This window comes from Kribbella sp. NBC_00709 (assembly GCF_036226565.1).
GTDB lineage: Bacteria > Actinomycetota > Actinomycetes > Propionibacteriales > Kribbellaceae > Kribbella.
Window position 1 is genome coordinate 6,253,933 of sequence record NZ_CP108996.1, and the last position, 21,492, is coordinate 6,275,424.

23 protein-coding genes are annotated in these 21,492 nt (G+C 69.6%); 14 read left to right on the forward strand and 9 right to left on the reverse strand.

The window, feature by feature from the left end:
- Position 1: 1 nt before the first annotated feature.
- The 3 genes from thiE to OHA18_RS30700 are packed head-to-tail and all read left to right on the forward strand — an operon-like array spanning position 2 to position 1,502.
- Positions 2 to 649, forward strand: a complete 648-nt coding sequence (gene thiE / locus OHA18_RS30690; protein WP_328998810.1) for a thiamine phosphate synthase — start codon at positions 2 to 4, stop codon at positions 647 to 649.
- Entirely contained in the window at positions 646 to 1,071 is a 426-nt protein-coding gene (locus OHA18_RS30695; protein ID WP_328998811.1) for a ribonuclease, read from the forward strand. The genes thiE and OHA18_RS30695 overlap by 4 nt, the downstream gene beginning before the upstream one ends.
- Positions 1,068 to 1,502 (forward strand): barstar family protein, encoded by a 435-nt coding sequence (locus tag OHA18_RS30700; RefSeq protein WP_328998812.1) that lies wholly within the window; start codon positions 1,068 to 1,070, stop codon positions 1,500 to 1,502. Before OHA18_RS30695 ends, OHA18_RS30700 begins: the two co-directional genes overlap by 4 nt.
- On the opposite strand, the gene OHA18_RS30705 is transcribed toward OHA18_RS30700, so the two are convergent.
- Positions 1,485 to 1,838, reverse strand: a complete 354-nt coding sequence (locus tag OHA18_RS30705) for a DUF4180 domain-containing protein (RefSeq protein WP_328998813.1) — start codon at positions 1,836 to 1,838, stop codon at positions 1,485 to 1,487. The two genes, OHA18_RS30700 and OHA18_RS30705, sit on opposite strands and share 18 nt — an antisense overlap.
- 76 nt (positions 1,839 to 1,914) lie before the next feature.
- Here OHA18_RS30705 and OHA18_RS30710 point away from each other — a divergent pair, with 76 nt between their 5' ends.
- Positions 1,915 to 2,334, forward strand: a complete 420-nt coding sequence (locus OHA18_RS30710; protein ID WP_328998814.1) for a helix-turn-helix domain-containing protein — start codon at positions 1,915 to 1,917, stop codon at positions 2,332 to 2,334.
- Positions 2,335 to 2,338: 4 nt separating this feature from the next.
- Here OHA18_RS30710 and OHA18_RS30715 read toward each other — a convergent pair whose 3' ends face one another.
- Entirely contained in the window at positions 2,339 to 3,409 is a 1,071-nt protein-coding gene (locus OHA18_RS30715) for a polyprenyl synthetase family protein (protein ID WP_328998815.1), read from the reverse strand.
- A 58-nt stretch (positions 3,410 to 3,467) separates the two neighbouring features.
- On the opposite strand from OHA18_RS30715, the gene metF reads away from it, so the two are divergent.
- On the forward strand, positions 3,468 to 4,385 hold the full coding sequence (gene metF / locus OHA18_RS30720; protein ID WP_328998816.1) for a methylenetetrahydrofolate reductase [NAD(P)H]: 918 nt from the start codon (positions 3,468 to 3,470) through the stop codon (positions 4,383 to 4,385).
- 4 nt (positions 4,386 to 4,389) lie between these two features.
- The gene (locus tag OHA18_RS30725; RefSeq protein WP_328998817.1) at positions 4,390 to 4,920 is read left to right on the forward strand and encodes a SixA phosphatase family protein; all 531 of its coding nucleotides are present in this window, start codon (positions 4,390 to 4,392) and stop codon (positions 4,918 to 4,920) included.
- Here the strand turns inward: OHA18_RS30725 and OHA18_RS30730 are convergent.
- The 3 genes from OHA18_RS30730 to OHA18_RS30740 form a co-directional block, all read right to left on the reverse strand.
- Positions 4,828 to 7,098, reverse strand: coding sequence for a HelD family protein (locus OHA18_RS30730; RefSeq protein ID WP_442914344.1), 2,271 nt, complete (start codon positions 7,096 to 7,098; stop codon positions 4,828 to 4,830). The two genes, OHA18_RS30725 and OHA18_RS30730, sit on opposite strands and share 93 nt — an antisense overlap.
- A 136-nt stretch (positions 7,099 to 7,234) precedes the next feature.
- Entirely contained in the window at positions 7,235 to 8,542 is a 1,308-nt protein-coding gene (locus OHA18_RS30735) for a phytoene desaturase family protein (RefSeq protein WP_328998819.1), read from the reverse strand.
- Positions 8,542 to 9,153, reverse strand: coding sequence for a DUF4126 domain-containing protein (locus OHA18_RS30740; protein WP_328998820.1), 612 nt, complete (start codon positions 9,151 to 9,153; stop codon positions 8,542 to 8,544). The genes OHA18_RS30735 and OHA18_RS30740 overlap by 1 nt, the downstream gene beginning before the upstream one ends.
- A 184-nt stretch (positions 9,154 to 9,337) precedes the next feature.
- Here OHA18_RS30740 and OHA18_RS30745 point away from each other — a divergent pair, with 184 nt between their 5' ends.
- The gene (locus tag OHA18_RS30745) at positions 9,338 to 11,269 is read left to right on the forward strand and encodes an N-acetylmuramoyl-L-alanine amidase (RefSeq protein ID WP_328998821.1); all 1,932 of its coding nucleotides are present in this window, start codon (positions 9,338 to 9,340) and stop codon (positions 11,267 to 11,269) included.
- Positions 11,270 to 11,279: 10 nt separating this feature from the next.
- Positions 11,280 to 12,011, forward strand: coding sequence for a nucleotidyltransferase domain-containing protein (locus tag OHA18_RS30750; RefSeq protein ID WP_328998822.1), 732 nt, complete (start codon positions 11,280 to 11,282; stop codon positions 12,009 to 12,011).
- On the opposite strand, the gene OHA18_RS30755 is transcribed toward OHA18_RS30750, so the two are convergent.
- Both OHA18_RS30755 and OHA18_RS30760 read right to left on the reverse strand, forming a co-directional pair.
- Positions 11,998 to 12,468, reverse strand: a complete 471-nt coding sequence (locus OHA18_RS30755; RefSeq protein WP_328998823.1) for a YbaK/EbsC family protein — start codon at positions 12,466 to 12,468, stop codon at positions 11,998 to 12,000. The two genes, OHA18_RS30750 and OHA18_RS30755, sit on opposite strands and share 14 nt — an antisense overlap.
- A 10-nt stretch (positions 12,469 to 12,478) precedes the next feature.
- Positions 12,479 to 13,042: a DM13 domain-containing protein gene (locus OHA18_RS30760; protein ID WP_328998824.1), complete on the reverse strand. Its 564-nt coding sequence runs from the start codon at positions 13,040 to 13,042 to the stop codon at positions 12,479 to 12,481.
- A 340-nt stretch (positions 13,043 to 13,382) separates the two neighbouring features.
- Here OHA18_RS30760 and OHA18_RS30765 point away from each other — a divergent pair, with 340 nt between their 5' ends.
- The 6 genes from OHA18_RS30765 to OHA18_RS30790 all read left to right on the forward strand — a co-directional run bounded on the left by OHA18_RS30765 (position 13,383) and on the right by OHA18_RS30790 (position 17,451).
- Positions 13,383 to 13,949, forward strand: a complete 567-nt coding sequence (locus OHA18_RS30765; protein WP_328998825.1) for a DUF6504 family protein — start codon at positions 13,383 to 13,385, stop codon at positions 13,947 to 13,949.
- The gene (locus tag OHA18_RS30770) at positions 13,946 to 14,419 is read left to right on the forward strand and encodes an SAV_6107 family HEPN domain-containing protein (RefSeq protein ID WP_328998826.1); all 474 of its coding nucleotides are present in this window, start codon (positions 13,946 to 13,948) and stop codon (positions 14,417 to 14,419) included. The genes OHA18_RS30765 and OHA18_RS30770 overlap by 4 nt, the downstream gene beginning before the upstream one ends.
- Before the next feature lie 28 nt (positions 14,420 to 14,447).
- Positions 14,448 to 14,696 (forward strand): hypothetical protein, encoded by a 249-nt coding sequence (locus OHA18_RS30775; RefSeq protein WP_328998827.1) that lies wholly within the window; start codon positions 14,448 to 14,450, stop codon positions 14,694 to 14,696.
- 52 nt (positions 14,697 to 14,748) lie between these two features.
- Positions 14,749 to 15,960, forward strand: coding sequence for a DUF480 domain-containing protein (locus OHA18_RS30780; protein WP_328998828.1), 1,212 nt, complete (start codon positions 14,749 to 14,751; stop codon positions 15,958 to 15,960).
- Positions 15,961 to 16,054: 94 nt separating this feature from the next.
- A complete protein-coding gene (locus OHA18_RS30785; protein ID WP_328998829.1) occupies positions 16,055 to 16,801 on the forward strand; it encodes a methyltransferase domain-containing protein in 747 nt (248 codons plus the stop codon).
- Positions 16,802 to 17,049: 248 nt separating this feature from the next.
- Positions 17,050 to 17,451, forward strand: coding sequence for a DUF3040 domain-containing protein (locus tag OHA18_RS30790; RefSeq protein WP_328998830.1), 402 nt, complete (start codon positions 17,050 to 17,052; stop codon positions 17,449 to 17,451).
- A 277-nt stretch (positions 17,452 to 17,728) separates the two neighbouring features.
- On the opposite strand, the gene OHA18_RS30795 is transcribed toward OHA18_RS30790, so the two are convergent.
- Together OHA18_RS30795 and OHA18_RS30800 are read right to left on the reverse strand one after the other, a co-directional pair.
- Positions 17,729 to 20,089: a transglutaminase family protein gene (locus OHA18_RS30795; protein WP_328998831.1), complete on the reverse strand. Its 2,361-nt coding sequence runs from the start codon at positions 20,087 to 20,089 to the stop codon at positions 17,729 to 17,731.
- Positions 20,090 to 20,204: 115 nt separating this feature from the next.
- The gene (locus OHA18_RS30800; protein ID WP_328998832.1) at positions 20,205 to 21,491 is read right to left on the reverse strand and encodes a DUF58 domain-containing protein; all 1,287 of its coding nucleotides are present in this window, start codon (positions 21,489 to 21,491) and stop codon (positions 20,205 to 20,207) included.
- Position 21,492: the final 1 nt, after the last annotated feature.

The following is a 21,492-nucleotide window of genomic DNA, read 5'->3' on the forward strand; positions in this document are numbered from 1 at the left end:
TGTGACTGACCACACCGAACGGCTCGACGACGCCCGCCTCTACCTGTGTACGGATGCCCGCGACAAGCAGGGTGACCTCGAGCAGTTCCTGGACGCCGCGCTGGCTGGTGGCGTGGACATCGTGCAGCTCCGGCAGAAGGAGATGGAGGCTGCCGACGAGCTGGCCGCGCTGGAGGTGTTCGCCGACGCGTGCAAGCGGCACGGGAAGCTGCTGGCGGTCAACGACCGCGCGGACATCGCATTCGCGGCGGGAGCCGACGTACTGCACCTGGGCCAGCGTGACCTGCCGGTGCATGCCGCGCGGGCGATCACCGGACCGGGGCCGATCATCGGCCGGTCGACGCACACCTTCAGCCAGGTGAACGCCGCGGTGACCGAGCAAGGGTCGGACTACTTCTGTGTCGGTCCGACCTGGGAGACGCCGACCAAGCCGGGGCGTCAGGCCGCCGGTCTGGAGCTGGTGTCGTACGCCGCGACCCGCCCGCAGTCGAAGCCGTGGTTCGCGATCGGTGGGATCGACCTGGAGCGGCTGGACGACGTACTGGAAGCGGGTGCGACGCGAGTGGTCGTCGTACGCGCTATCACCGCGGCGGACGACCCGGGTGCGGCCGCGGCCGAGTTCGCCCGGCGGCTGCGGGAGGCCGGGTGATCAACAACCCGAAGGCCGCGCGGATCGTCGCGGCCGTGGTGATCGCCATGATGGTGATCACGCTGGCGGCATCGCTGTTCGGGTGCTCCGCGGACCAGAAGACCGCCGGTGAGGTCGACCAGGAGAGCGGTCTGAAGATCGTCGCGGTGGCCGACCTGCCGAAGGAGGCGCAGGACACGCTGAAGCTGATCGACCAGGGCGGACCGTACCCGTACAGCCGCGACGGCGTCGTGTTCGGGAACCTGGAGAAGATCCTGCCGAAGCACGACCGCGGCTACTACCACGAGTACACCGTGAAGACGCCGGGGGAGAAGGACCGTGGTGCCCGCCGGATCGTGACCGGGAACGCTCAGGAGCGTTACTACACGGACGACCACTACAAGTCCTTCCGCCGCATCGCGGAAGACGGGGGAACCTCATGACCGATCTCCGCGCGCTGCTGACGGACGGCTTACGTCCGGGCGTCTACCGCTGGCGGTCCACCGCCGCCGCAGACGGGGTACGCCGTGCAGCTGCCGCCGCCGGGTTCGGGTTCGTGCTGCTCGACACCGGCGAGATCCAGGACAAGACAGGGTTCCTGGACCTGTGCGCGACCGCTTTCGACCTGCCGCGCTGGTTCGGCCGGAACTGGGACGCGCTGGCCGATTCACTCAGCGACCGGTCGACCGGCGAGCCAGAGGTCGTCCTGTGGACCGGGCTACGGCATCTGCTCGAGCATGACCACGACACCGTCGACGTCGCCCTGCAGATCTTCGCCGAGGACACCACCAACTCCGGTCAGCTCCGCGTGCTCATCCACGAGACGGCCGGGGACAAGACACCGGACCTGCTGAGCTCACTGCCGGTCCTGTAGCCGCTCGGTCAACTCGTCGAGATCCTCGACGAACAACAGGTTGCGGCCGCGGTTGCTCTCCCGGACCCAGTCGGCCAGCGGCTTGCTCGCCTCGACCCGCGACGAGATGTCGCCGACCACGACAAGTCCCATCTGGTACGACACGAACTTCTGCGTGATCGCACCGGCTCGCCCGGTCCGCAGCTCGAAGAACTCGTCGCCGAGCTGCTCCGGCGTGAACGCGATCCACTCGGCCTGGTGTGCGTAGTACGCGTCGACGATGAGCTGCACGGCGTCGCTGTCGGTGGCGACGGCCGTGTCACTGACGAACACCTTCACGCCCGCAAGCTCAACCATGTGCTTCAAACTACCTTATCTATCCCTGTAGAACCATTTATAGGGAATTCTAAGGAACTTGCCATAGTCTAGTGAGATGGCGCAGGAGCTGTACTCGGTCGAACAGGTGGCGAATCGGCTGGGGTTGCACGTCCGCACGATCCGGAACTACGTCCGCGACGGCCGGCTCAAGGCCGTGCGGATCGGCAAGCAGTACCGCATCACCCGCGAGGACCTCGAGGAGTTCACCGGCGCTCCCGCCGCTGTGGCCGACGTCGACCGGTCCGCCCGGCACGTCGAGGCGTCCAGCATCGTCCACATCGACGCCGTCGACCGTGCCACCGCGGACCGCATCACGACCCACATCCTCGGCGCCCTCAACCAGCCCGAGGCGGTCCACCTGAAGGCCGAGACCATCTACGACGAGGACCGGGCCGTCCTCAAGGTCATCGTCCTCGGCAACCTTCCGGCCACCGCCGACCTGCTGCGGCTGATCAACCTGATGGCCGGCCAGTAGGCGGCTAGACCACGCGAGAGGTGGCCGCGATCGCCAGGTCGGTCAGAGCTTTGCGGCTCGTGTCATCGGCAAGCCGCGCCTGGTCCAGAGCGTCGAGGGCATCCTCGGTGCGGTTGGTGATGAGATCTTCGCAGGCCTGTACGGCGCGGGAGTCCTGAAGGATCTCGCGGAGCAGCTGGATCTCGTCGTCGTCGAGGTCCGGGCGACCGAACAACCGGTCGAACTCGGACAGCTGGACCTCCGACGCGTGATCGACCGCGTACGCGATCAGGACCGTCCGCTTGCCCTCCCGCAGATCGTCCCCGGCCGGCTTCCCGGTGATCGCCGGATCGCCGAACACCCCGAGCAGATCGTCGCGCAGCTGGAACGCCTCGCCCAGCGGCAACCCGTAACCCGACAACGCCGAGATCAACCGCGAGTCGGCACCGGCCAGCGCGGCCCCGACATGCAACGGCCGCTCGATGGTGTACGTCGCCGACTTGTACCGCAGTACCCGCAGCGCGAGGTCCATGTCCGACTCGCCGCTCGCCTGCGCCAGCAGATCAAGGTACTGGCCGGCGGTCACCTCGACCCGCACAGCGTCGAAGTACCGCTCCGCGCGCGCCAGCGCCGCCGCGTCGAACCCGGAGGTGTGCAGCAGCTCGTCGGCCCAGATCAGGCAGAGATCCCCGAGCAGGATCGCCGCCCCGATCCCGAAGCCGACCGGATCACTACCGTGCCCGCTCTTCTCGGCCCGCTCCCGCTGCAGCGCCTCGAACCGGCGATGAGCGGCCGGAGCGCCCCGGCGTACATCGGAAGAATCCATCACATCGTCGTGGACCAGCGCACTGACGTGCAGCATCTCCAGGCTCGCCGCGGCGGTCAGGATCGGCTGCGCCGGATCGCCACCCGCGGCCCGGAAACCCCAATAGCAGAAGGACGGACGCAGCCGCTTGCCGCCGCTGGTCGCGTCCCGCGCGGCCTGCACCTGCTCGGTCAGCTCCGGCCCGATGGCCGCCAGCCGCTCCTCCTGCCGGTCCAGGAATCCGCTCAGCGCCCGCTGGATCCCACCCGGAATGTCCACATCGCCATCCACGTCTCGGAGCGTAGTCGGTGGGCAGACAGGCCTGGGCACCGCGGGTAACCTGAGCGGCATGGCCAACGGTCTTCCTTCGACGCTTCCCGGCGGTGCGCCGACCATTCGCGAGCTGCTCGCGAATGGAGACCGGTCCTTCTCGTTCGAGTTCTTCCCACCGAAGACACGTGAGGCCGAGGAGGTGCTGTGGCGGTCGATCCGCGAGATCGAGCAGCTGCGGCCGACCTTCGTCTCGATCACCTACGGCGCCGGCGGGACGACCCGGGACGGCACGATCCGGGTCACCGAGCGGGTCGCCCAGGACACCTCGCTCACACCCCTCGGCCACCTGACCTGCGTCTCGCACTCGCGGGACGAGCTGCGCTCGGTGATCGGCGCGTACGCCGGGGCCGGCGTGCGCAACATGCTTGCGCTCCGGGGCGACCCACCCGGCGGGCCGAACCAGCCGTGGGTCGCGCACCCCGAGGGGCTCAACCATGCGGTCGAGCTGGTCGAGCTGATCCGTTCGCTGGGCGACTTCTCCGTCGGTGTCGCCGCGTTCCCGGACAAGCATCCGGAGGCGACCTCGCTGGAGGCTGACGCGCAGGTGCTCGCCGCGAAGGCGCAGGCCGGCGCCGACTACGCCATCACCCAGATGTTCTTCGGCGCCGACGACTACTTCCGCCTCGTCGATCGCGCCGCCTCGCTCGGCTGCGACATGCCGGTGCTGCCGGGCATCATGCCGGTCACCAACATCAAGCAGATCCAGCGGATGGCCGAGCTCACCGGGATGGCGCTCCCGGAGGCCGTCACCTCGCGGCTGCTCGCGGTGGAGGATGAGCCGGCGGCGGTTCGCGAGGTCGGCATCGAGATCGCGACCGAGCTGTGCGAACGCCTGCTGGCCGGCGGAGCGCCCGGCATTCACTTCATCACGTTGAACAGGTCGACCGCGACCCGACAGGTCTTCCGCAACGTTAGTTCCACCGTCGTATCCTGACGCAATGGCTGACCCGTCGGACTTGCTGATCGACCGCACTCTCGTCCTCCTACGGCACGCCAAGGCGGTGGAGCCGGACTCGATGCCGGACCTCGAACGTCCGCTCGCCGACCGCGGCCGGGCGGACGCCGCCGCGGCCGGCCGGCATCTCGTTGCCCAGGGCATCGAAGCGGACCTGGTCCTGTGCTCGCCGTCGAAGCGCACCCGCGAGACCTGGAAGTACGTCGCCGACGCCGGCGTCACCGCGGTCGACGTCTGGTACGACAAGCGGATCTACAACGCCGATACCGACGGGCTCCTCGACGTCATCCACGAGGCCCCGACCGAGGCCCGCACGGTCGTCGTGGTCGGGCACGCCCCCGGCATCCCGTGGCTCGCCGACGAGCTGGCCCTGGACGGGACCAGCCCGGAGCGCGTCGAGCTCACCCAGAAGTACCCGACCTCAGGTCTCACGATCCTGCACCTGACCTGCCGCTGGTCCGACCTCGAGGCCAACGAGGCCGACCTGGTCCAGTACGTCGTACCGCGCGGCTAATTTGCTGCTCTGGGGCAGCCAGCGCGTGGTGCTGTTGATCGTGATCATCCGCTGAGTGGCCCGGGTCAGTACGACGTACAGCGCCCGCACTCCGCCCAGTGTGTCGCTGACGATGCGGTCCGGCTCGACGACCACGACCGCGTCGTACTCGAGGCCCTTGGACTCCAGCGGGCTGAGCGCGGCGACCCGTGGGTCACCCAGCTCGGCGAGCGCCTGGTCGACGGCAGGGCGCAGCTTCGGCGGCACGATGACGCCGACTGTGCCCTCGACCAGTTGCAGCAGCTCGGCGGCCGCGTCGCAGGTGGCCTCCGCGACCTTGCCGGCGTCGAAGATCCGGTGCTCCGGCTCCACCCCGGTGCTGCGGACCGCGTTCGGCAGGTCGGCGTCCGGGATGGACTGCCGGATCACCTCACCGGCGAACGAGTAGATCTCCGCCGAGTTCCGATAGTTGGTGGACAGCCGGAACGAGTGCCGCTGCAGGTGCGAGAGCATCGAGTCCATTGCGGCCCGGGCCTCGTCCGGGTCGGGCCAGGAGCTCTGCGCCGGGTCGCCGACGATCGTCCAACTGGCCTGAGGCCCACGCCGGGTGACCATCCGCCACTGCATGGGGGAGAGGTCCTGCGCCTCGTCGACCAGGACGTGTGCGTACTCGTCCGGCTCCTCCGCCTCCCGTGCTGCCGCTGCCCGGGCTCGGCGCTCGGAGCTGGTCAGCACCTCGTTGACGCCGTCGGTCAGGCCCTCCAGCCAGTCGAACTCCTCATCGGTGTTCTCCTGCACCGGTGGGCGTCCGAGGAGCGTGCTCAGCTCGTCCAGCAGCGCAACGTCGGCAATGGTGAACTCGTCCGTCGTGCGGATCCCTCTCGCGAGTGCGTCGACCTCTGCCGGGGTCAGGTCGTTCCGCGCCCAGCGCTGCAGTCGCCGCGGGTCACCGAGCCAGCGCAGCACGGCCTCCGGCGTCACCACCGGCCACCACTGGCTGAAGAACGTCCGGAACGCCGGAGTGTCCGCAACACGGTCGCCGAACGCCTCACGGTCGCCTAGCGGCCCGTTGCGCAGGTCCTCCGGGAACCGCTGCCACAGCGCGGCGATCAGGCCCTTCCGGGCCTCGGTGGCCGCTTTGTTCCGGACAGTCCGGCGCAGGGCGTTCCGGCGTACGTTGTCGAGCTGGTTGGCGTCCAGCTCGACCGTGGCGCCGCCGAGGAACACCCGCAGATTGGTCGGTGCGTTCGGCACCCGGTCGCGGGCAGCGCGCGACAGCACGGCGCGCATGCGCAGCGAGCCCTTGATCGCGGCCACGTCGGCCTCGTCGACCGCAGTGGCCTTCACACCGTCGACCAGCTCACCGACAGCCCGCAGCGAGACCGTGTTCTCGCCAAGGCTCGGCAGCACCCGCTCGATGTACGCCATGAACGCAGCGGACGGTCCGACAACCAGTACGCCGCCACGCTCGAAGCGCCGGCGGTCGCTGTACAGCAGGTACGCCGCCCTGTGCAGAGCAACGACGGTCTTGCCGGTGCCCGGTCCACCACCGATGACTGTGACGCCGCGCGCCGGTGCCCGGATCGCCTCGTCCTGCTCGGCCTGGATGGTGGCGACGATGTCGCGCATCGTGTGACCACGAGCCCGCGACAGCGAGGCCATCAGCGCACCTTCGCCCATCACCGGCAGGTCCTCCGGCGCCCGCTCCGGCGCCAGCAGGTCGTCCTCGAGGCCGACGATCCGCGGGCCCTTGTTGCGCAGGACCCGCCGCCGCACGACCTTCTGCCGGTCCGTCGCGGTGGCCCGGTAGAACGGCTCGGCCGCGGGCGCACGCCAGTCGATCACCAGCGGCTCGTACTCCGCGTCCCGGACACCGATCCGGCCGACGTACAGCTTCTCCAGCCCGGCCGCCGTCTCCGCGGGCGGCTGCTCGTCCCCGTGGTCGGAGTCGAGCCGGCCGAAGACCAGGCCCTCGTGCTCGGCGTCCAGCTCGGCGATCCGGCGGGCAGCGGCGAACACGAGCACGTCCCGCTCGTACAGGCCGGTCTGCTCCTCGTCACGCACCCGGCCGACGTTCTGCGCCTGGCCACGCTGGTGACCTTCGACGGCGATCCGTGACGCCGACCGAGCAGCCTCCTCGACCCGGCCGTAGACCCGGTCGACGTGTTGTTGCTCAGCCGCCAGCTCCGCCCGCTCCACGTTGTCAGGGTTGTCGTGATCGGCCGATGTGGGGGTTTGATCCACCGAGGTCCTCTCTACCGCCGGGAACCACCCCGACACAGAACACAGGAACAACCAATCTTAGTTTGTTCCCTTGTCCAACCCCACCGGGGTCTCAGGCCTTCCCGATTGCGTCCGCCACGATCGCCGCGCCCAGGGTGGTGGCGGGCACTCCGGAGCCCGGGTGCGCGCCCGCTCCGACGCAGTACAGACCCTTCACCGGCGACACGTTGGAGGCCCGGCGTCTAGCGGTCCTGTAGCCCTCCCAGGCCACGCCGGCCCACCAGGACGGCGACGTCTGCCGCGAGACCACGTTGTCCCGGACGGGCAGCCCGCGCGCGACCAGCAGGTCCAGTACGTCGTCGGTGGGGTAGCCGTGGACCAGCACCGACCACGCCTGGTGACCGGCGGGCGCCGTACCGCCGGTGCGGACGACGACGGTCGGCGTCCCGTGCAGCACGGTCTCGAACGGCAGGTCCGGCACCGGATCCTTCAGGCCGAGATGTACGACGTACGCCGCCTGGGCCTGGTGGGTCGAGAGGATCCGCTTACGGACCTTCTTCGCAGCTGGGTCGTCGACGAAGCTCTCGTACAGCACCCGTGGGTCGACGTCGCTCACCACGATGTCCGCCGTCAGCTCCGTGCCGTCAGTCAGCCGTACGCCGGTCACCCTGCCGTCTACTGCCGTCACAGCGACCACCTCGGCGCTGGTGCGGACAGTGATCTTCCGTTCGCTCGCCCGCTGCACCAGAGCATCGGCCAGTGCGCCGAAGCCGCCGGCGATGGTCCAGCGGCCGAATGTGCGCTCCAAGTACGACCACACGCCGACGTACCCCGGGGTGAGCGTCGCGTCCGAACCGCCTTGGGCTGCGAAGTGCCGCAGTACCGCGCGGGCCCGTTCGTCGCTGAGACCGCGCTGGGCGACCTTCTCCAGCGACTGCCAGGGCTTGAGGGCGCGGATCGTCTTGATCGGCAGCTTGTCCTCGAGTGGCGGCTCGAGTGAGCTTCGCCGCAGGATCTGCCAGGTGTCGCCGTACGCGTCGACCAGTGCGGTCCACTGCTCGGCCACAGCCACACCTGCGAGGTCGGTCCACGCCTCCTCCTGCGAGCCGCGGTCACTGATCGGCAGGTCGAGCACAGAGCCATCGGTGAACATGTGCCGGCGCGGCTCGGTCACCGGGTCCAGTTGAACCAGGCTCTCGATCGGACGGCCGCTCTTGCGGAACAGGTCGCGCAGTGCGGCCGGCAGCGTCGTACTGGCCGCGCCGGCGTCCCAGGTGAAGCCGTCTGCTTGCACCTGGCCGAGGACTCCGCCGAGATGCTCGTCCCGTTCGCAGATGGTGACCTGGTGGCCCAGCTTGGCCAGTCGCACTGCACTGGCCAGACCGGCCAGACCGGCCCCGACAACAATCACATTGGCCATCAGGCAGCTCTGCTCCCGGTAGCTGGGGCACTAGGTTTCTCACGCCAGGCTTTGAACCGGGCATACCCGCGCCGGATGAACCGGAACGCGAAGTACACGCCGAGCAGTCCGAGGATCAGGAGGACACCGGCGATGATCAGCGCGGCCTCCGGATGGAACGCGGCCAGCGACACCACACCGGCGACGGCCACGTCCTCACCGGAGGAGGCGGCGATGTTGGTGACCGGCTCGGGGGAGGTGTTGATCGCCAGCCGCAGACTGGCCTTCACCGTGTGCGAGAGCAGCGCCACCAGACCGCCGGTGGTCGCGATGATCGCCTGGTGCAGCGTGCTCGCCTGGCCGGACAGCATCGCGGCGATGATCGCGCCGATCGTCGGCCGGATCACCGTCGAGATCGCGTCCCACGCGGAGTCGATGTAGGGAATCTTGTCGGCGACGAACTCGAAGGCGAACAGAACACCCGCTGCGATCAGCACCGGCGTCGTGGTCAGGGCGTGCGGTACGTCGTCGGCGCCGGCGAACCGGCCCAGCAGACCGAGAATCAGCACGCAGGCATAGGCATTCACGCCACTGGCCCAGCCGGCCGTGACCGCCAACGGCAGAGCTTCCATCGTGGTCCCCGCAACCCTTTCCGTGACCCTCAGTCGCCGTATCCCGCGCGGCATGTTTTCGTCAGTATCGAACCCTCGGACGTGAGTTTTGGTTAACCGTTGACATCCGGGTCGCCTCGACCCACAGTGACTAGGCTGCCAGTCTGTGTGACCGGCACCCGCCCGAAGGGTTCAGGAGAACATCATGCTGCGTCGTCCGAAGATTCTTGCCGCACTCGCTGCGGTAGCGCTGCCGGCCGCCCTGGTCGGCGTGTCGTTGGGAAGTCCACCCGCCGAGGCGTCACAACCCTCTACGCCGACCGCACCGTCCGCCGTCGCCGCCACGGCGTACAGCGCGGCCGCTGCGAAGTACGGCGTACCGGAGTCCGTCCTGCTGGCCGTCTCGTACGCCGAGTCGCGCTGGGACGACCACGCCGGCGCCCCGAGTACGTCCGGCGGCTACGGCCCGATGCACCTCACCTCGCTGGGTGCGTCGGAGGTGGCCGACCTGTCCGGCAAGCAGAAGGTCGCCACGGCCGAGTCGCTGCAGACGCTGAAGAAGGCGTCGGAGCTGACCGGGCTGGACGCCTCCTCGCTGCGCAACGACGTCACCGCGAACATCAACGGTGGCGCCGCGGTGCTGGCGTCGTACCAGAAGTCTCTCGGCCTTCCGGTCGGCGCGACCACCTCACCGGCCGGGTGGTACGGCGCAGTGGCGTCGTACGCCGAGGCGGGGGACAAGGTCGGCGCCGCAGGGTTCGCCGACGACGTCTACTCGATCATGGCCAAGGGCGCGGCGCGTACGACGAACACCGGCCAGCAGATCGTGATGCCGGCCGTCGCCGTCAAGCCGGACAAGGCCCAGGTCGGCAAGCTGTCGCTGCCGGCCGGAGTGCAGCCGTCGAAGTCCGACGTGGAGTGCCCGCCGACCCTCGGCTGCGAGTGGCTGCCGGCGCCGTACTCCGAGTTCGGCACCGCGGGCGACTACGGCAACCACGACCTCGCCAACCGGCCGAAGACCGGCAAGATCGACTACATCGTCATCCACGACACCGAGGGCACCTGGCAGGGCGTGCTGAACCTGGTGCAGGACCCGACGTACGTGAGCTGGAACTACACCATGCGGTCGTCCGACGGGCACACCTGGCAGCACGTGAAGGCCAAGGACGTCGCCTGGCACGCCGGCAACTGGTACGTGAACATGCACAGCATCGGCATCGAGCACGAGGGCTTCGCGCCGCAGGGCGCCACCTGGTTCACCGAGTCGCTGTACCGCAACTCGGCCAAGCTGGTGAAGTACCTGGCCGCGAAGAACAACATCCCGCTCGACCGGGCCCACATCATCGGCCACGACCAGGTGCCGGGCACGGTGCCGTCGACGGTGGCGGGCATGCACTGGGACCCGGGACCCTACTGGGACTGGGAGCACTACTTCGACCTGCTCGGTGCGCCGATCTACGGACACAAGGTCTTCCCGGTCCGTACGGGGTCGATCGTGACGATCAAGCCGGGCTTCGCGAACAACGTCCAGGTCGTCTCCAACTGCGACGCGCCGAACACCACATGCACGCCGCAGGGCACCAACTTCGTCTACCTGCGTCAGTCGCCCGACGACAACGCTCCGCTGGTCAAGGACATCGGACTGCACCCGACCGGGATCGACGGCACCACAGACGTCTCCGACATGGGCTCACGGGCCGCAGCGGGTTCGCAGTACGTCGTGGCGCAGCGTCAGGGCGACTGGGTCGCCGTTTGGTACCTGGGCGCTTTGGGCTGGTTCAAGAGCCCGGCGTCTGCTCCGGACGCGTTCGCCAAGCCCGGCCTCGTCGTGAAGCCGAAGGCGGGCAAGACGTCGGTGCCGGTGTACGGACGTGCGTACCCGGAGCAGTCGGCGTACCCGGCCGGTATTCCCTACCAGACGGTCACGCCGCTGCAGTACACGATCGGCGCGGGTCAGTCCTACCCGGTCGGTGACCTGAACATCGAGACCGACTACTACCGGGCCGTGACGTTCGACGGGCAACCGCCGGCCGACCACGTCCAGGTGCTCGGCAAGGACAAGTACTACGAGATCTGGTTCGGTCACCGGATAGCGTACGTGCGGGCTGCCGACGTAGACGTCCGGCCGGCCATCTAGTCTGGGCGTTGTGATCGATGAAGCCGTCCAGTGTGTGCTGGACGGCTTCGTCACGTCTGTCTGCAAAGTCGCCGCGGTCGAGGCAGTCTGGTTGCACGGCTCACTGGCACTGGGGGACTACCAGTTGGGCCGCAGCGACCTGGACGTGATCGTCGTGACGTCGTCGCCACCTCCGCCCGCTGTCGCCGACGTACACCGGCAGCTGATCCGTGAGTGGCCACTGGCCGCGAAACTCCACTGCTCGTACATGACGGAGCTGGCCGACCTCTCGGTCCGGCACCCGACCTTCGCCCACCAGCGGTACTTCGACCGCCCGGTGACCCCGGTGACCCGTCGAGAGCTTGCCATCGGCAACCGCGCGCTGTTCGGCCCGGCGCCGTCGGAGCTGTTGCCGGAGACAACCGACGAGGAGCTGTTCGCCTTCATCCGGCACGACCTGGACGACTTCTGGCTGCCGGCCACCCGGAAGCGGAGCAACTGGTACGCCGACATCTGGGTCGACCTCAGCCTGCTCACGATCGCCCGCGCGCACGTCACGCTGGCGACCGGCGACCTGATCACGAAGCGCGCCGCCTTCGACGTGCTGCCCTATCTGGGGGCTCCCGCGGACGTCGTCGAGGACGTCCGGCGCCGGCGGTACGGCCCGGCGTTCCGGACCGGGCCGTGGTGGCGGCACACCCGCGCGGGGCTGACCCGGCGGTTCGTGAGTACGGCGATTCCCGCCGTACTCAGTTCACGCTGATCGGCGTCCCGGCGGTGAGCTTCAGCAGCTCGCCGTACGTCGTCGGGAAGACCGAGTGCGGGATGCCGGCCGCGGCCCAGATCACGTCGTACTGCTCTAGGGCGGTGTCCACGTAGGTCGGGACCGGGCCTGGGTGTCCGACCGGCGCGACGCCGCCGATCGCCTGACCGGTGTGCTCCTTGACGAACTCCGGCGTGGCCCGCTTCAGCTTGCCGATCCCGAGCCCGGCGGCGACCTTCGCGGTGTCCACCCGGTGCGCGCCCGAGGTGAGGATGAGAACCGGCGCGCCGTCGCCGTCGAAGATCAGGCTGTTCGCGATCGCGCCGACCTCGCACCCGAGCTCGGCCGCCGCCGCCGCGGCGGTCGGCACCGCGTCGTCCAGGATCACGATCTCGCCCGTGGCCCCCGCCGCCGCCAGCGCGTCGGCCACCTTCTGCACATTGGGATGACTGCTCACCCTGCTGAGCTTATGCGAGCCCGGCCGCACCGAACGAAACGTTGAACCGGTCGCACCAGATCACCACACTGCGGAAGCTCTCCAGCTTCACCTCGGCGGGGATCGGGTAGTTCTGGTTGCCATGGTTGCCCTTGAGGCTGCCCAGGCTTCGGTAGGCGCCGTCGTCGAAGACGTGCCAGCCCGCCCGGCCGGCGATCACCTCGGCATCGCTCAGCCACACCTTGAGGTCGGGTCCGTCCGAGGTGTCGAGGTTCTCGATCCGCAGCACCCGGCTGCCGTCCGGGAGCGCGAGTACGGCGACCGTGCCGGACGTTCGGTGTTCGTGAGCGATCAGCTTTCCGGTCAGGAGAATCTTCGGTCCGGTCTTGACTGGAACCGTCGGTTGTGCCGGAGCGACGGAAACTGTCGGTGGCGTCGTCGACGATGTCTGTGTGGAGATCGGAGCAGTGCCGGGTAGTGCCTCGTCGACGACCTTGTCGGTGACGAGCCGCCACGGCTGGAAGAGCGGCAGCGCGATCGCTGCCACCACGACGGCGACCGCCGCCGCGGCGATTCCGGCTGTCCGCTTCTTCACCGTTCGTCCCTCCGTCGCTGGACTTCCAGTCTGGCGGTCGGACCGGTTGTCCGGCGACGCGCCGGAATTACGGGCCGTTGACGATTGTCGGCGGGCGGCGATACGCTTCCATTGTTCGAACAGATGTTCGATTACCTCAGATCCGGTTTCGTCGGGAGGCCGGACAAGGGTGAGCCGGACAGCTGGACGGCTCCGGTGCGGAGTTGCGGCCGCATCGGAATCCGGTGGTCCCGGCGGGCCGGGCACCGGGGTGGTCCTCGACCCCCACCCCGGGCCTACCCGCCGGGCCTCCGACCCGGCCGTCGATCAGGGGAAGCAGACACAGAGGAGGCGATGGACCATGTGGGAGTTCGACGACGCTGTCGAGGTGCACTCGGTGTTCGTGGACGGCATCGAGACCCCGGACCAGTTCCTCTGGCGTGGCCGCCTCTGGCGGGTCTGCGCGCTCAGGTCCCAATGGACCGAGACCGCCGCCTGGTGGGAGCGCGGCATCATCGGCACCGGCGAGACCTACGACGCCCGCGCCGGCCACGCGGCGCAGTCCGACCTGCTGCCGGCCCGGATCGATGCCGCCATGGTCGCCGAAGCCTGCTCGGCGGCACGCACGACCCGTCCCACTCGGATCCACCCGGCGGCAACCACGACCGCCCACCCCAGGACCACAGCCGGCGTGGCGGCGGCAGCGACCCCCAGTTCCCGCGCCGCCGCCACGCTCACCCCCGAGCGGCCGGTTGCCGAGGGTGCGAGCCCGGCGGCGGTCGGGGTGCTGGACGCGGACTGGGGCCCGGAGCGCACCGTGTTCCGGGTCGAAGCAGGATGCGGTCGCCACGGCCGCCGCGAGTTGTTCGATCTCGCCCACGACCCGGACTCGGGCCGTTGGCAACTGGAGAGGGTGACCGACCGATGACAGTTTCACCGGTATCGCCGGCGGCCGCCGGTGCGGCCAGCCGCGAGCTGTCCCGGGCCCGCGCCGCGCTGGCCGAGGCCACGGAGACCAGTGACCACCTGATTCGCTACTCGAGCGCCCACGTAGGGGCGCTCCGGGTCGCGGCCGCCGTGCTCGCCGTCCGCGCCCGCCCGGTCCGTTCGGGCAGCCGCCGCCGGGTGCAGCGCAACGCATGGGTGCTGCTGGCCGAGGTTGCGCCGGAGTTCGGCGAGTGGGCGACGTTCTTCGCCGCCGGTGCCGCTCAGCGTGCCGCGGCCGAGGCCGGGCTGGAGCGCGCCGTCACGACCCGCGAGGCCGACGACCTGGTCCGCGCGGCCGACACTTTCTACGGGCAGGTGGAAGCAAGCCTCCGGCTGTCCACCACCCCGGTGCTCACCGCGACCACCGACCCGCAGTCCGTTCTGACCCAACCCTGGATGCAAGCCAGCTGACGAGCCTGGCACTGAGGAGATCCCGACCGTGAGCGAACAGCAGAGAGGTCTGGGCAAGGACCTGTGCGGTCGCATGCACGCCCGCACCGGCGCCGAGTGCTACCTGCCCGACACCCACTACCCACGCCCCCACCACTCGCTGTCCGGTGAGTCCTGGCATGACGGCCTCTGCACGCAATGTGCCGGTTCCGGCATCCAGGACGATGCCCTCTGCTCCGCCTGCAACGGCACTGCCTTCGAGCCACTGACCCTTCCGGAGACCTACCAACCCGGCTGATCACTCAGCCGCCGCGCCCAGCTGGCACCGGGATGCAACTAAGGTCAGGCAGGTGAGTGACCTTCCTGTCCTGGATGCCGAGGATCAGCGGGTGCTGGGGAGCTTGCTGGAGAAGCAGGCGACGGTGCCGGCGTCGTACCCGCTCACCGCGAACGCGCTGCGGACGGCCTGCAATCAGACCAGCAATCGGGAGCCGGTCGTCGACTACGACCAGGGGACCGTCGAGCGGGTCGCGCGGTCGCTGCGGGATCGCGAGCTGCTGCGGATCGTCTGGGTCGACACCGGGCGTCGGACGCTGAAATACCACCAGACCCTCGACGAGAAGCTCGGCCTCGAGACCGATGAGCGAGCGCTGATCACCGTGTTGCTGCTGCGCGGTGCGCAGGCGCCCGGCGAGCTGCGGACGCGGACCGAGCGGCTGCACAAGTTCGCCGACCGGTCCGACGTCGAGGAATGCCTGCGCCGGATGGCCGCACGCCCCGATCCGCTCGTGCGGGAGCTGGAGCGCCGCGTCGGTCAGCACGACCGCCGGTGGATTCACCTCCTCGGCCCGGTGCCCGAGGAGGAAGCAGTCGCCGTCGTCGAGGCGGTCGACCGCGACACGGTCATCGCCGACGGCACAGAGGCACGTGACGCCCGGGTGCGTTCGTCGTACGGCGCGGTGGCGACGGCGTACGCGGACGAGCTGGTCGACGAGCTCGACGGGTTGCCGTTCGAGCGGTGGCTGCTCGACCGGGTGGTTGCCCATGCCAACGGTCGTCCGGTCGTCGAGGTCGGCTCCGGGCCCGGCCACATCACGGCGTACCTGGCCGACCGGGACGCGGATGCCGTCGGCGTCGACATCTCGCCGGAGATGGTCGCCGAGGCGCGGCGGCGCTTTCCGGACCGTACCTTCGAGGTCGGCGATCTCCGCCGGCTCGGGCGGCCACCGACCAGCTCCGGCTGGGCGGCAGTCCTCGGCTGGTACTCGCTGATCCACTTGGCGGTGTCGGAACTCCCTGACGCGATCGCGTCGCTGACCCGTCCGCTCGACCCCGGCGGTTGGCTGGTGCTCGCCCTGCACGCCGGCTCCGAGGTCCGCCACGTCGAGGAGTTCCTCGGCCACGAGGTCAACCTGGACTACGTCCTTCATGACCCGGGCCAGGTCGTGAACATCATGGAGGCAGCCGGTCTCGTCGACGTCGAGTGGTACCTCCGCGGGCCGATCACCGCCCGCGCCGAAACCACCCGCCGCCTGTACGTCATCGCCCACGCACCGTCCTGAGACTCCGACCCGCGACCCCGGGCACCGGCCGGCGGGGCGGGGTGGAAGTAGGGTGTGGCGCGGCGGTGCTGATGGGGGAATGGCTGGAGGGTTGATGGTGGATCGGCGACGGCGGAGCGTGCGTACTGCGTTGGTCGGCGAGGCGTTGCGCGTCGCGTTGGCCGGCCGCGGCCGGACCGATCCGGACGGCGGGCTGGACATCGTCGACCTCGGCGGCGGCACCGGCGGATTCGCGGTCCCGTTGGCGGTCGAGGGGCATCGCGTGACGGTTGTCGACCCGAGCCCGGACGCGCTGGCATCGCTGGAGCGACGGGCCAGCGACGAAGGCGTGAGCAAGCTGGTCCGTGGAGTCCAGGGCGACGCGGGCGAGCTCCCGGGACTGGCAGGCGAGGCGAGCGCGGACGCCGTACTGTGCCATGGCGTCCTCGAGGTCGTCGACGACCCGGTGCAGGCGTTGCAGGCGATGGCGTCGGTACTGCGGAAGGGCGGCGTGCTGAGTCTGCTCGTTGCCCAGCGCAACGCGGTCGTACTGGCCCGCGCGCTGGCCGGGCATCTGGCCGAGGCGCGGATCGCGCTGCAGGATCCGGACGGGCGCTGGGGTGCGACCGATCCGATGCCGCGGCGGTTCGACGAGGCCGGGATCACGGCGCAGCTGGCCGACGCCGGGTTCATGGTGCACACGGTGCACGGGGTACGGACGTTCGCCGACCTGGTGCCGGCCGCGTTCGTCGACTCCGAGCCGGGTGCCGCGGACTCGCTGGCCGAGCTCGAGCGTGCTGCCAGCCAGCACCCGGCGTTCCGTGCGCTGGCCACCCAGCTGCACATTCTCGCGACGCGCTGAGCCCGCGCGGCGGCCCGGCGGGTTGCGACGGAGGGTGACGATCGGGCTACCTGCGGCACGGTCACGGGGTGATCGCTGTCAACGGGCTGTGAGCGACACGCCGGAATACATGGGTTTGGGACCTGTTCTGGTGGGGCAGTTGCCGGACCGTGACGCGCTGGACAGCCGGTCAGGGTTTCGTGTCAGCCACACGCGGCCTAGACTGAAGGCGGCCTATCGAGATCGCGCTCATCATGGAGGGATCGACGGTGCCCCTCTCGGAAGAAGAGCAGCGCCAGTTCGAGCAGCTCGAACGCGCCCTCGCTGCGGAAGACCCGAAGTTTGTTTCCGCTATGCGGGGGACCAATGTGCGCTTGTACTACAAGCGCCGGGCAGTGCTTGCCGGCGTTGGATTCGTGCTGGGCATCGCAGTACTGATGACCGGTGCGATCATCCCCAACACCATCATCGGCGTCGTCGGCTTCGTGATGATGGTCGCGTGCCTGTACATCGCGGCGCTGAGCATGAAGCGGATCAGCAACGCGGGGGAGGCCGACGACATCCCGCCGCCGCCACCGACCAAACGCCACCGGACCAAGCACGACTCGTCCGGCAGCTTCATGGAGCGCATGGAAGACCGCTGGCGCCGCCGCCGCGACGAGGACCTCTAGTCCACCGCATCTCCACAACACCCGTGCCCCGCTAAGGGCGCGGGTGTGGTCGTTTTGTGCACGCAGACGCCCGGCGCCCAGCCGCTTTCACCCCGCCCTTCACCCCGCACCGCCCAGCCGCCTCCACCCGGCCCGCCGCGGTGCGTCTGAGGGGTCAACCCCTGACCTGGTCGGTTGCGGATCCGGATTCTGGTTACGCAACCGACCACCTCGGGGGTTGACCCCTGAGATGGTCCAGCTCGTCTCGGCTTGGGCGGGGCGGGGCGGCGCTGACGGGCTAGTTGGTGTGGGGGCGTTTGGGGAGGACCAGGGAGCGGAGGCGGGCCAGGAGGAGGTCGAACTCGTCCAGGAGGTCGGAGGCCTCGGTGCTGCCCCGGCTCAGGTACCAGCGCCACGAGGGCGGCAGGAAGCGGGCCCGCCAGCGGCGGCGGCGTGGGGCTTGGGTCCACAGCGCCTTGCGTACGGCGGCTGCCTCGGGGCGGAGGTCCAGCTCGGGATCGGCGGTATCCCCGGCGTACCGGAGCGCTTCGATCCCACGCGCCAGCTTGCGCGCGTCCGGATGCGTCTCCTCAGGGAGCTTCGTCAGCAGCCACTGACCGGTCTGCCGCGGTGTCGAGATCTCGGACCAGTCCAGCCCCAGATCGCGCGCGGTGTCCCGGACCTCGGCCCACAGCCCTTCGGCTCCGGCCCGTCCCGGCGGTCGCAGGAAGCGCCGCCGGCGGGTCAGTGCCCGGATCAGCCATGGGATGGACAGCAGCAGCGCCACACCGAGCACCCCGGCGATCACCTGCCCGCCACCGTTGGTGAACCAGTTGCCGGAGTCAACGATCGCGATGCCGCTGTCGTTCGGCAGGTTCGGGTCGTGGCGGGGCTGGTCGATCCCCGGGGTCTCGCCGGCGCCCGGCGTCGTCGGCGCGGTGGTCGGCGCGGTGGTCGAGTTGGTCGGGTCCCCGGCCGCGGCGACCGTCCAGTTCGGCGTGGACGCGACCCGGGCGGACGGCGTCGGCTCGAACCGGACCCAGCCGTAGCCCTGGAAGTACAGCTCCGGCCAGGCGTGCATGTCGTGCATCCGGACCGTGTACTCGCCGTCCTTGCCGGCCGTGCCGGGCAGGAAGCCGATCCCGACCCGGGACGGGATCCCGATGATCCGCGCCATCAGCGCCATCCCGGTCGCGAACTGCTCGCAGTACCCGGTCTTGTTCTTCAGCAGGAAGTCCTCGAGCGCGGGCATGCCGCTGCCGCTGGCGTTCGCGGTGCTGTACGTGAAGTCGCCGCTGCGGAACCAGTTCTGGATCAGTACCGCGGCCTCGAACTTGTTGTCCCCGGCGGCGGCGGTGACCTCGAGCGTCTTCTGCTTGATGTCGTTCGGCGTCTTCTGCGGCACGACCGACGTGTACTGGTCCGGGGCGCTCGTGGTGATCGAGTCGTGCAGCTGCTGCGGCGTCGGCTGCAGGTCGTACGAGCTCAGCTTGTACTTCTTGCCGCCGACGATCGACCCGTTCGTCGACACCACGTCCAGCGCTTCCGCGTCGTACTGCCAGTCCTTCTTCAGCGAGATCGAGTGCAGCGGGTAGGGGACCGGCGCGAACTGGGAGCGGAACGTCCGGGTGACGTTGATCTCCATGTTGGTCTGCGTGAGCTTGGACAGGTCACCGGTGTAGCCGGGCGGCGCGGTCAGGTCGCCGCTGATCTTGTGCCCGTCGGACCGCGGCGCGATCTCCCACTTGTTGCCGTTGAAGAGGTCGAGTGCGGTCAGCCGCAGGTACGTGCCGCCGGACGGTCCGCCCTTGTAGGTGAGTGCGACGACGTTGTCGCCTTGTTTCAGGTTCTTGCCCATGTCCAGCATCGGGTTGGTCGACGAGATCGACGCCCCGATCCCGTTGCCGGTGCCGCCGCCGGCCAGACCGTTGCCGATGACACCTTCCGGCAGAGCCGGCAGCAACGCGGGCAGGAGAGCGGCGATCGCGACGACGGTCAGGCCGATCCGGCGCCCGGCCTGGCCGAGCGCCGACGCCTCGACGGGCTCGGCCGCGTCGAGGTGCGAGACGCCCGAGATCCGGCGGCCCCAGCGGCTGAGCCGGCTGCGGCCCTCCGCGGACAGCAGCACGATGTACCCGATCGCCGGCGGGATGAAGAGCAACGCCGGCAGACCGCCGTGCACGGTCGCGGCCGGCACGGTGTACATGATCAGCAGCAGCAGTCCTGACCACGCGGCCTGCCGCAGTTGGACGGCGATGATGTGGACCAGGAGCCCGGTCGCCGTGATCACCGACACCGCGAACAGGGTCAGATGCGAGTCCTGCGGCAGTGGCGCGCTGAACCGGTTGATGGAGTCCATCGCGTCGACCATCTGCGAGTTGAACTCGAGCGCGGTCGCCTTCCACGGGAACAGCCCGAACTTCATCGTCCCGTGCAGGAAGAACAGCGACAGCAGCTCCACCAGCACGAGCAGCTGGACGATCGGTACGACGACCCGCGGGGTGCGCAGGTTCTGCAGCAGGACCCCGGTGCCCGTCACCACCGCGCACAAGAACGCGCTGATGAACAAGAACGGACCGGAGAACACCGGCGTAAGCACGAGCGACCCGAGAACAGTCGCTCCCCAAGCGGCAAGAGAAATCCGTGCGTGACCGGTCATGGGGCCTCCCGGCCTGGACTGAGGAGTGCAGGGAGCGAAGCGACCGGAGCGATGAGGGAAGGCCGGGAGTCACAGCCCCATGACCCGCCGCGACGGAGTCGCGGCATCAATACAGTCATGCGATCCTTCCGCTCCGTAGCCCTAGGCCGGACCACACGGTCGGTAGGTGGTCGCCGCGGCGGACTCTGGCGACTCGCCAGCCGTTGCGGCGCAGCTCGTTCTCGGTGGCGTCCGTGGCGGTGGTCAACCGGGCGGCCTTCTCGGTCGCCTCGGCGCCGACCGCCCAGCTGGCGGCGTCGAGCAGCAGGACGACCCCGGTCGCCTGGCTGGTCCGCCACCGGTTCAGGGCGATGATGTCATCGGTGCTGCAGGCGCCGAGGATGGCGATCACCAGGCTCGGTTCCTGCGCGTGCCGGTCGACGGTCAGCAGCGGACCGACTTCGGCGTACTTGTGCTCCTCGACGGTCGCGCACTCGGTCAGCAGCTGCTGCTGTGTGAGCGGCTGGTGCACCGACGCGGAGGTCCGGTGGGTGATCGCGTTCAGCGTGGTCGGCCCACCGAGCATCGTGGTGACATAGCCGCGCCTGATCCGGTCGATGCCGGCGGACGCGGCCGCGCTGACCGCCCACTCCAGGCTGGACGACGGTCCGTGCCCGTGGTGCGAGATCGTCCGCGCATCCAGGAACAGTGCGCACCGGCTCTGCCAGGGCTGCTCCTCGCGACGGACCATCAGCTCACCGCGGCGTGCAGTCGACCGCCAGTGCACCCGGCGCAGGTCGTCGCCGTCGCGGTACTCGCGGACCGTCGCGTCCTCTTCACCGGCGGAGGCGATCGCTCGCGGCCGGTTCTCGCCCGAGCCGGCCCGGTCCGCACCCAGCCGGATCTCGGGGAGCCGGTAGACCCGCGGCGTGACCAGCAGGTGCTGGCTCCGGGTGAACGTCCGGCTGGTCTCCACCAGCCCGAACGGGTCGGCAACGGTCAGCATCAACGGCCCGACCTGGAACAGCCCCCGGACGTCGGACTTGACCGGGTAGGTCACCGTACGACGCCAGTTCGGGCTGACTCGGTCGACGACGAACCGGGGCCGGTGACCGAGGACGTAAGGAATTCGGTCCTCGAGCAGCAGCAGACCCGCCGGCATCCGGCCCTGGTTGCTCAGGGTCAGCTCGACCGTCGCCTGGGTCCCGACCGGCACCTGGTCCGGCGCGAGGCTGCGGCGTACCTGCAGCCGCAGTCGGGTCCGGCCGACGACCAGAGCCGCGACCACCGGCAACGCCGCCAGCAGGATGCCGACGCGCAGCAGGTCCTTCTGGCCGAGCAGCAGCGCGCACAGCGAAGCAGTGAGACCGGCCGCGACGAACGCCCGCCCTCGGGTGGTCAGTCCGCGCAGTGCCTGCCGCATG

Bases quoted from the DNA above. Each gene is read 5' to 3' on its own strand.
- OHA18_RS30735 (WP_328998819.1), bottom strand. From the start codon at position 8,542: ATGGCCAATGTGATTGTTGTCGGGGCCGGTCTGGCCGGTCTGGCCAGT.
- OHA18_RS30740 (WP_328998820.1), bottom strand. From the start codon at position 9,153: ATGGAAGCTCTGCCGTTGGCGGTCACGGCCGGCTGGGCCAGTGGCGTG.
- OHA18_RS30800 (WP_328998832.1), bottom strand. From the start codon at position 21,491: ATGCGGCAGGCACTGCGCGGACTGACCACCCGAGGGCGGGCGTTCGTC.
- OHA18_RS30710 (WP_328998814.1), top strand. From the start codon at position 1,915: ATGGCGCAGGAGCTGTACTCGGTCGAACAGGTGGCGAATCGGCTGGGG.
- OHA18_RS30705 (WP_328998813.1), bottom strand. From the start codon at position 1,838: ATGGTTGAGCTTGCGGGCGTGAAGGTGTTCGTCAGTGACACGGCCGTC.
- OHA18_RS30770 (WP_328998826.1), top strand. From the start codon at position 13,946: ATGACAGTTTCACCGGTATCGCCGGCGGCCGCCGGTGCGGCCAGCCGC.
- OHA18_RS30785 (WP_328998829.1), top strand. From the start codon at position 16,055: ATGGTGGATCGGCGACGGCGGAGCGTGCGTACTGCGTTGGTCGGCGAG.
- metF (WP_328998816.1), top strand. From the start codon at position 3,468: ATGGCCAACGGTCTTCCTTCGACGCTTCCCGGCGGTGCGCCGACCATT.
- OHA18_RS30745 (WP_328998821.1), top strand. From the start codon at position 9,338: ATGCTGCGTCGTCCGAAGATTCTTGCCGCACTCGCTGCGGTAGCGCTG.
- OHA18_RS30725 (WP_328998817.1), top strand. From the start codon at position 4,390: ATGGCTGACCCGTCGGACTTGCTGATCGACCGCACTCTCGTCCTCCTA.
- OHA18_RS30795 (WP_328998831.1), bottom strand. From the start codon at position 20,089: ATGACCGGTCACGCACGGATTTCTCTTGCCGCTTGGGGAGCGACTGTT.
- OHA18_RS30700 (WP_328998812.1), top strand. From the start codon at position 1,068: ATGACCGATCTCCGCGCGCTGCTGACGGACGGCTTACGTCCGGGCGTC.
- OHA18_RS30765 (WP_328998825.1), top strand. From the start codon at position 13,383: ATGTGGGAGTTCGACGACGCTGTCGAGGTGCACTCGGTGTTCGTGGAC.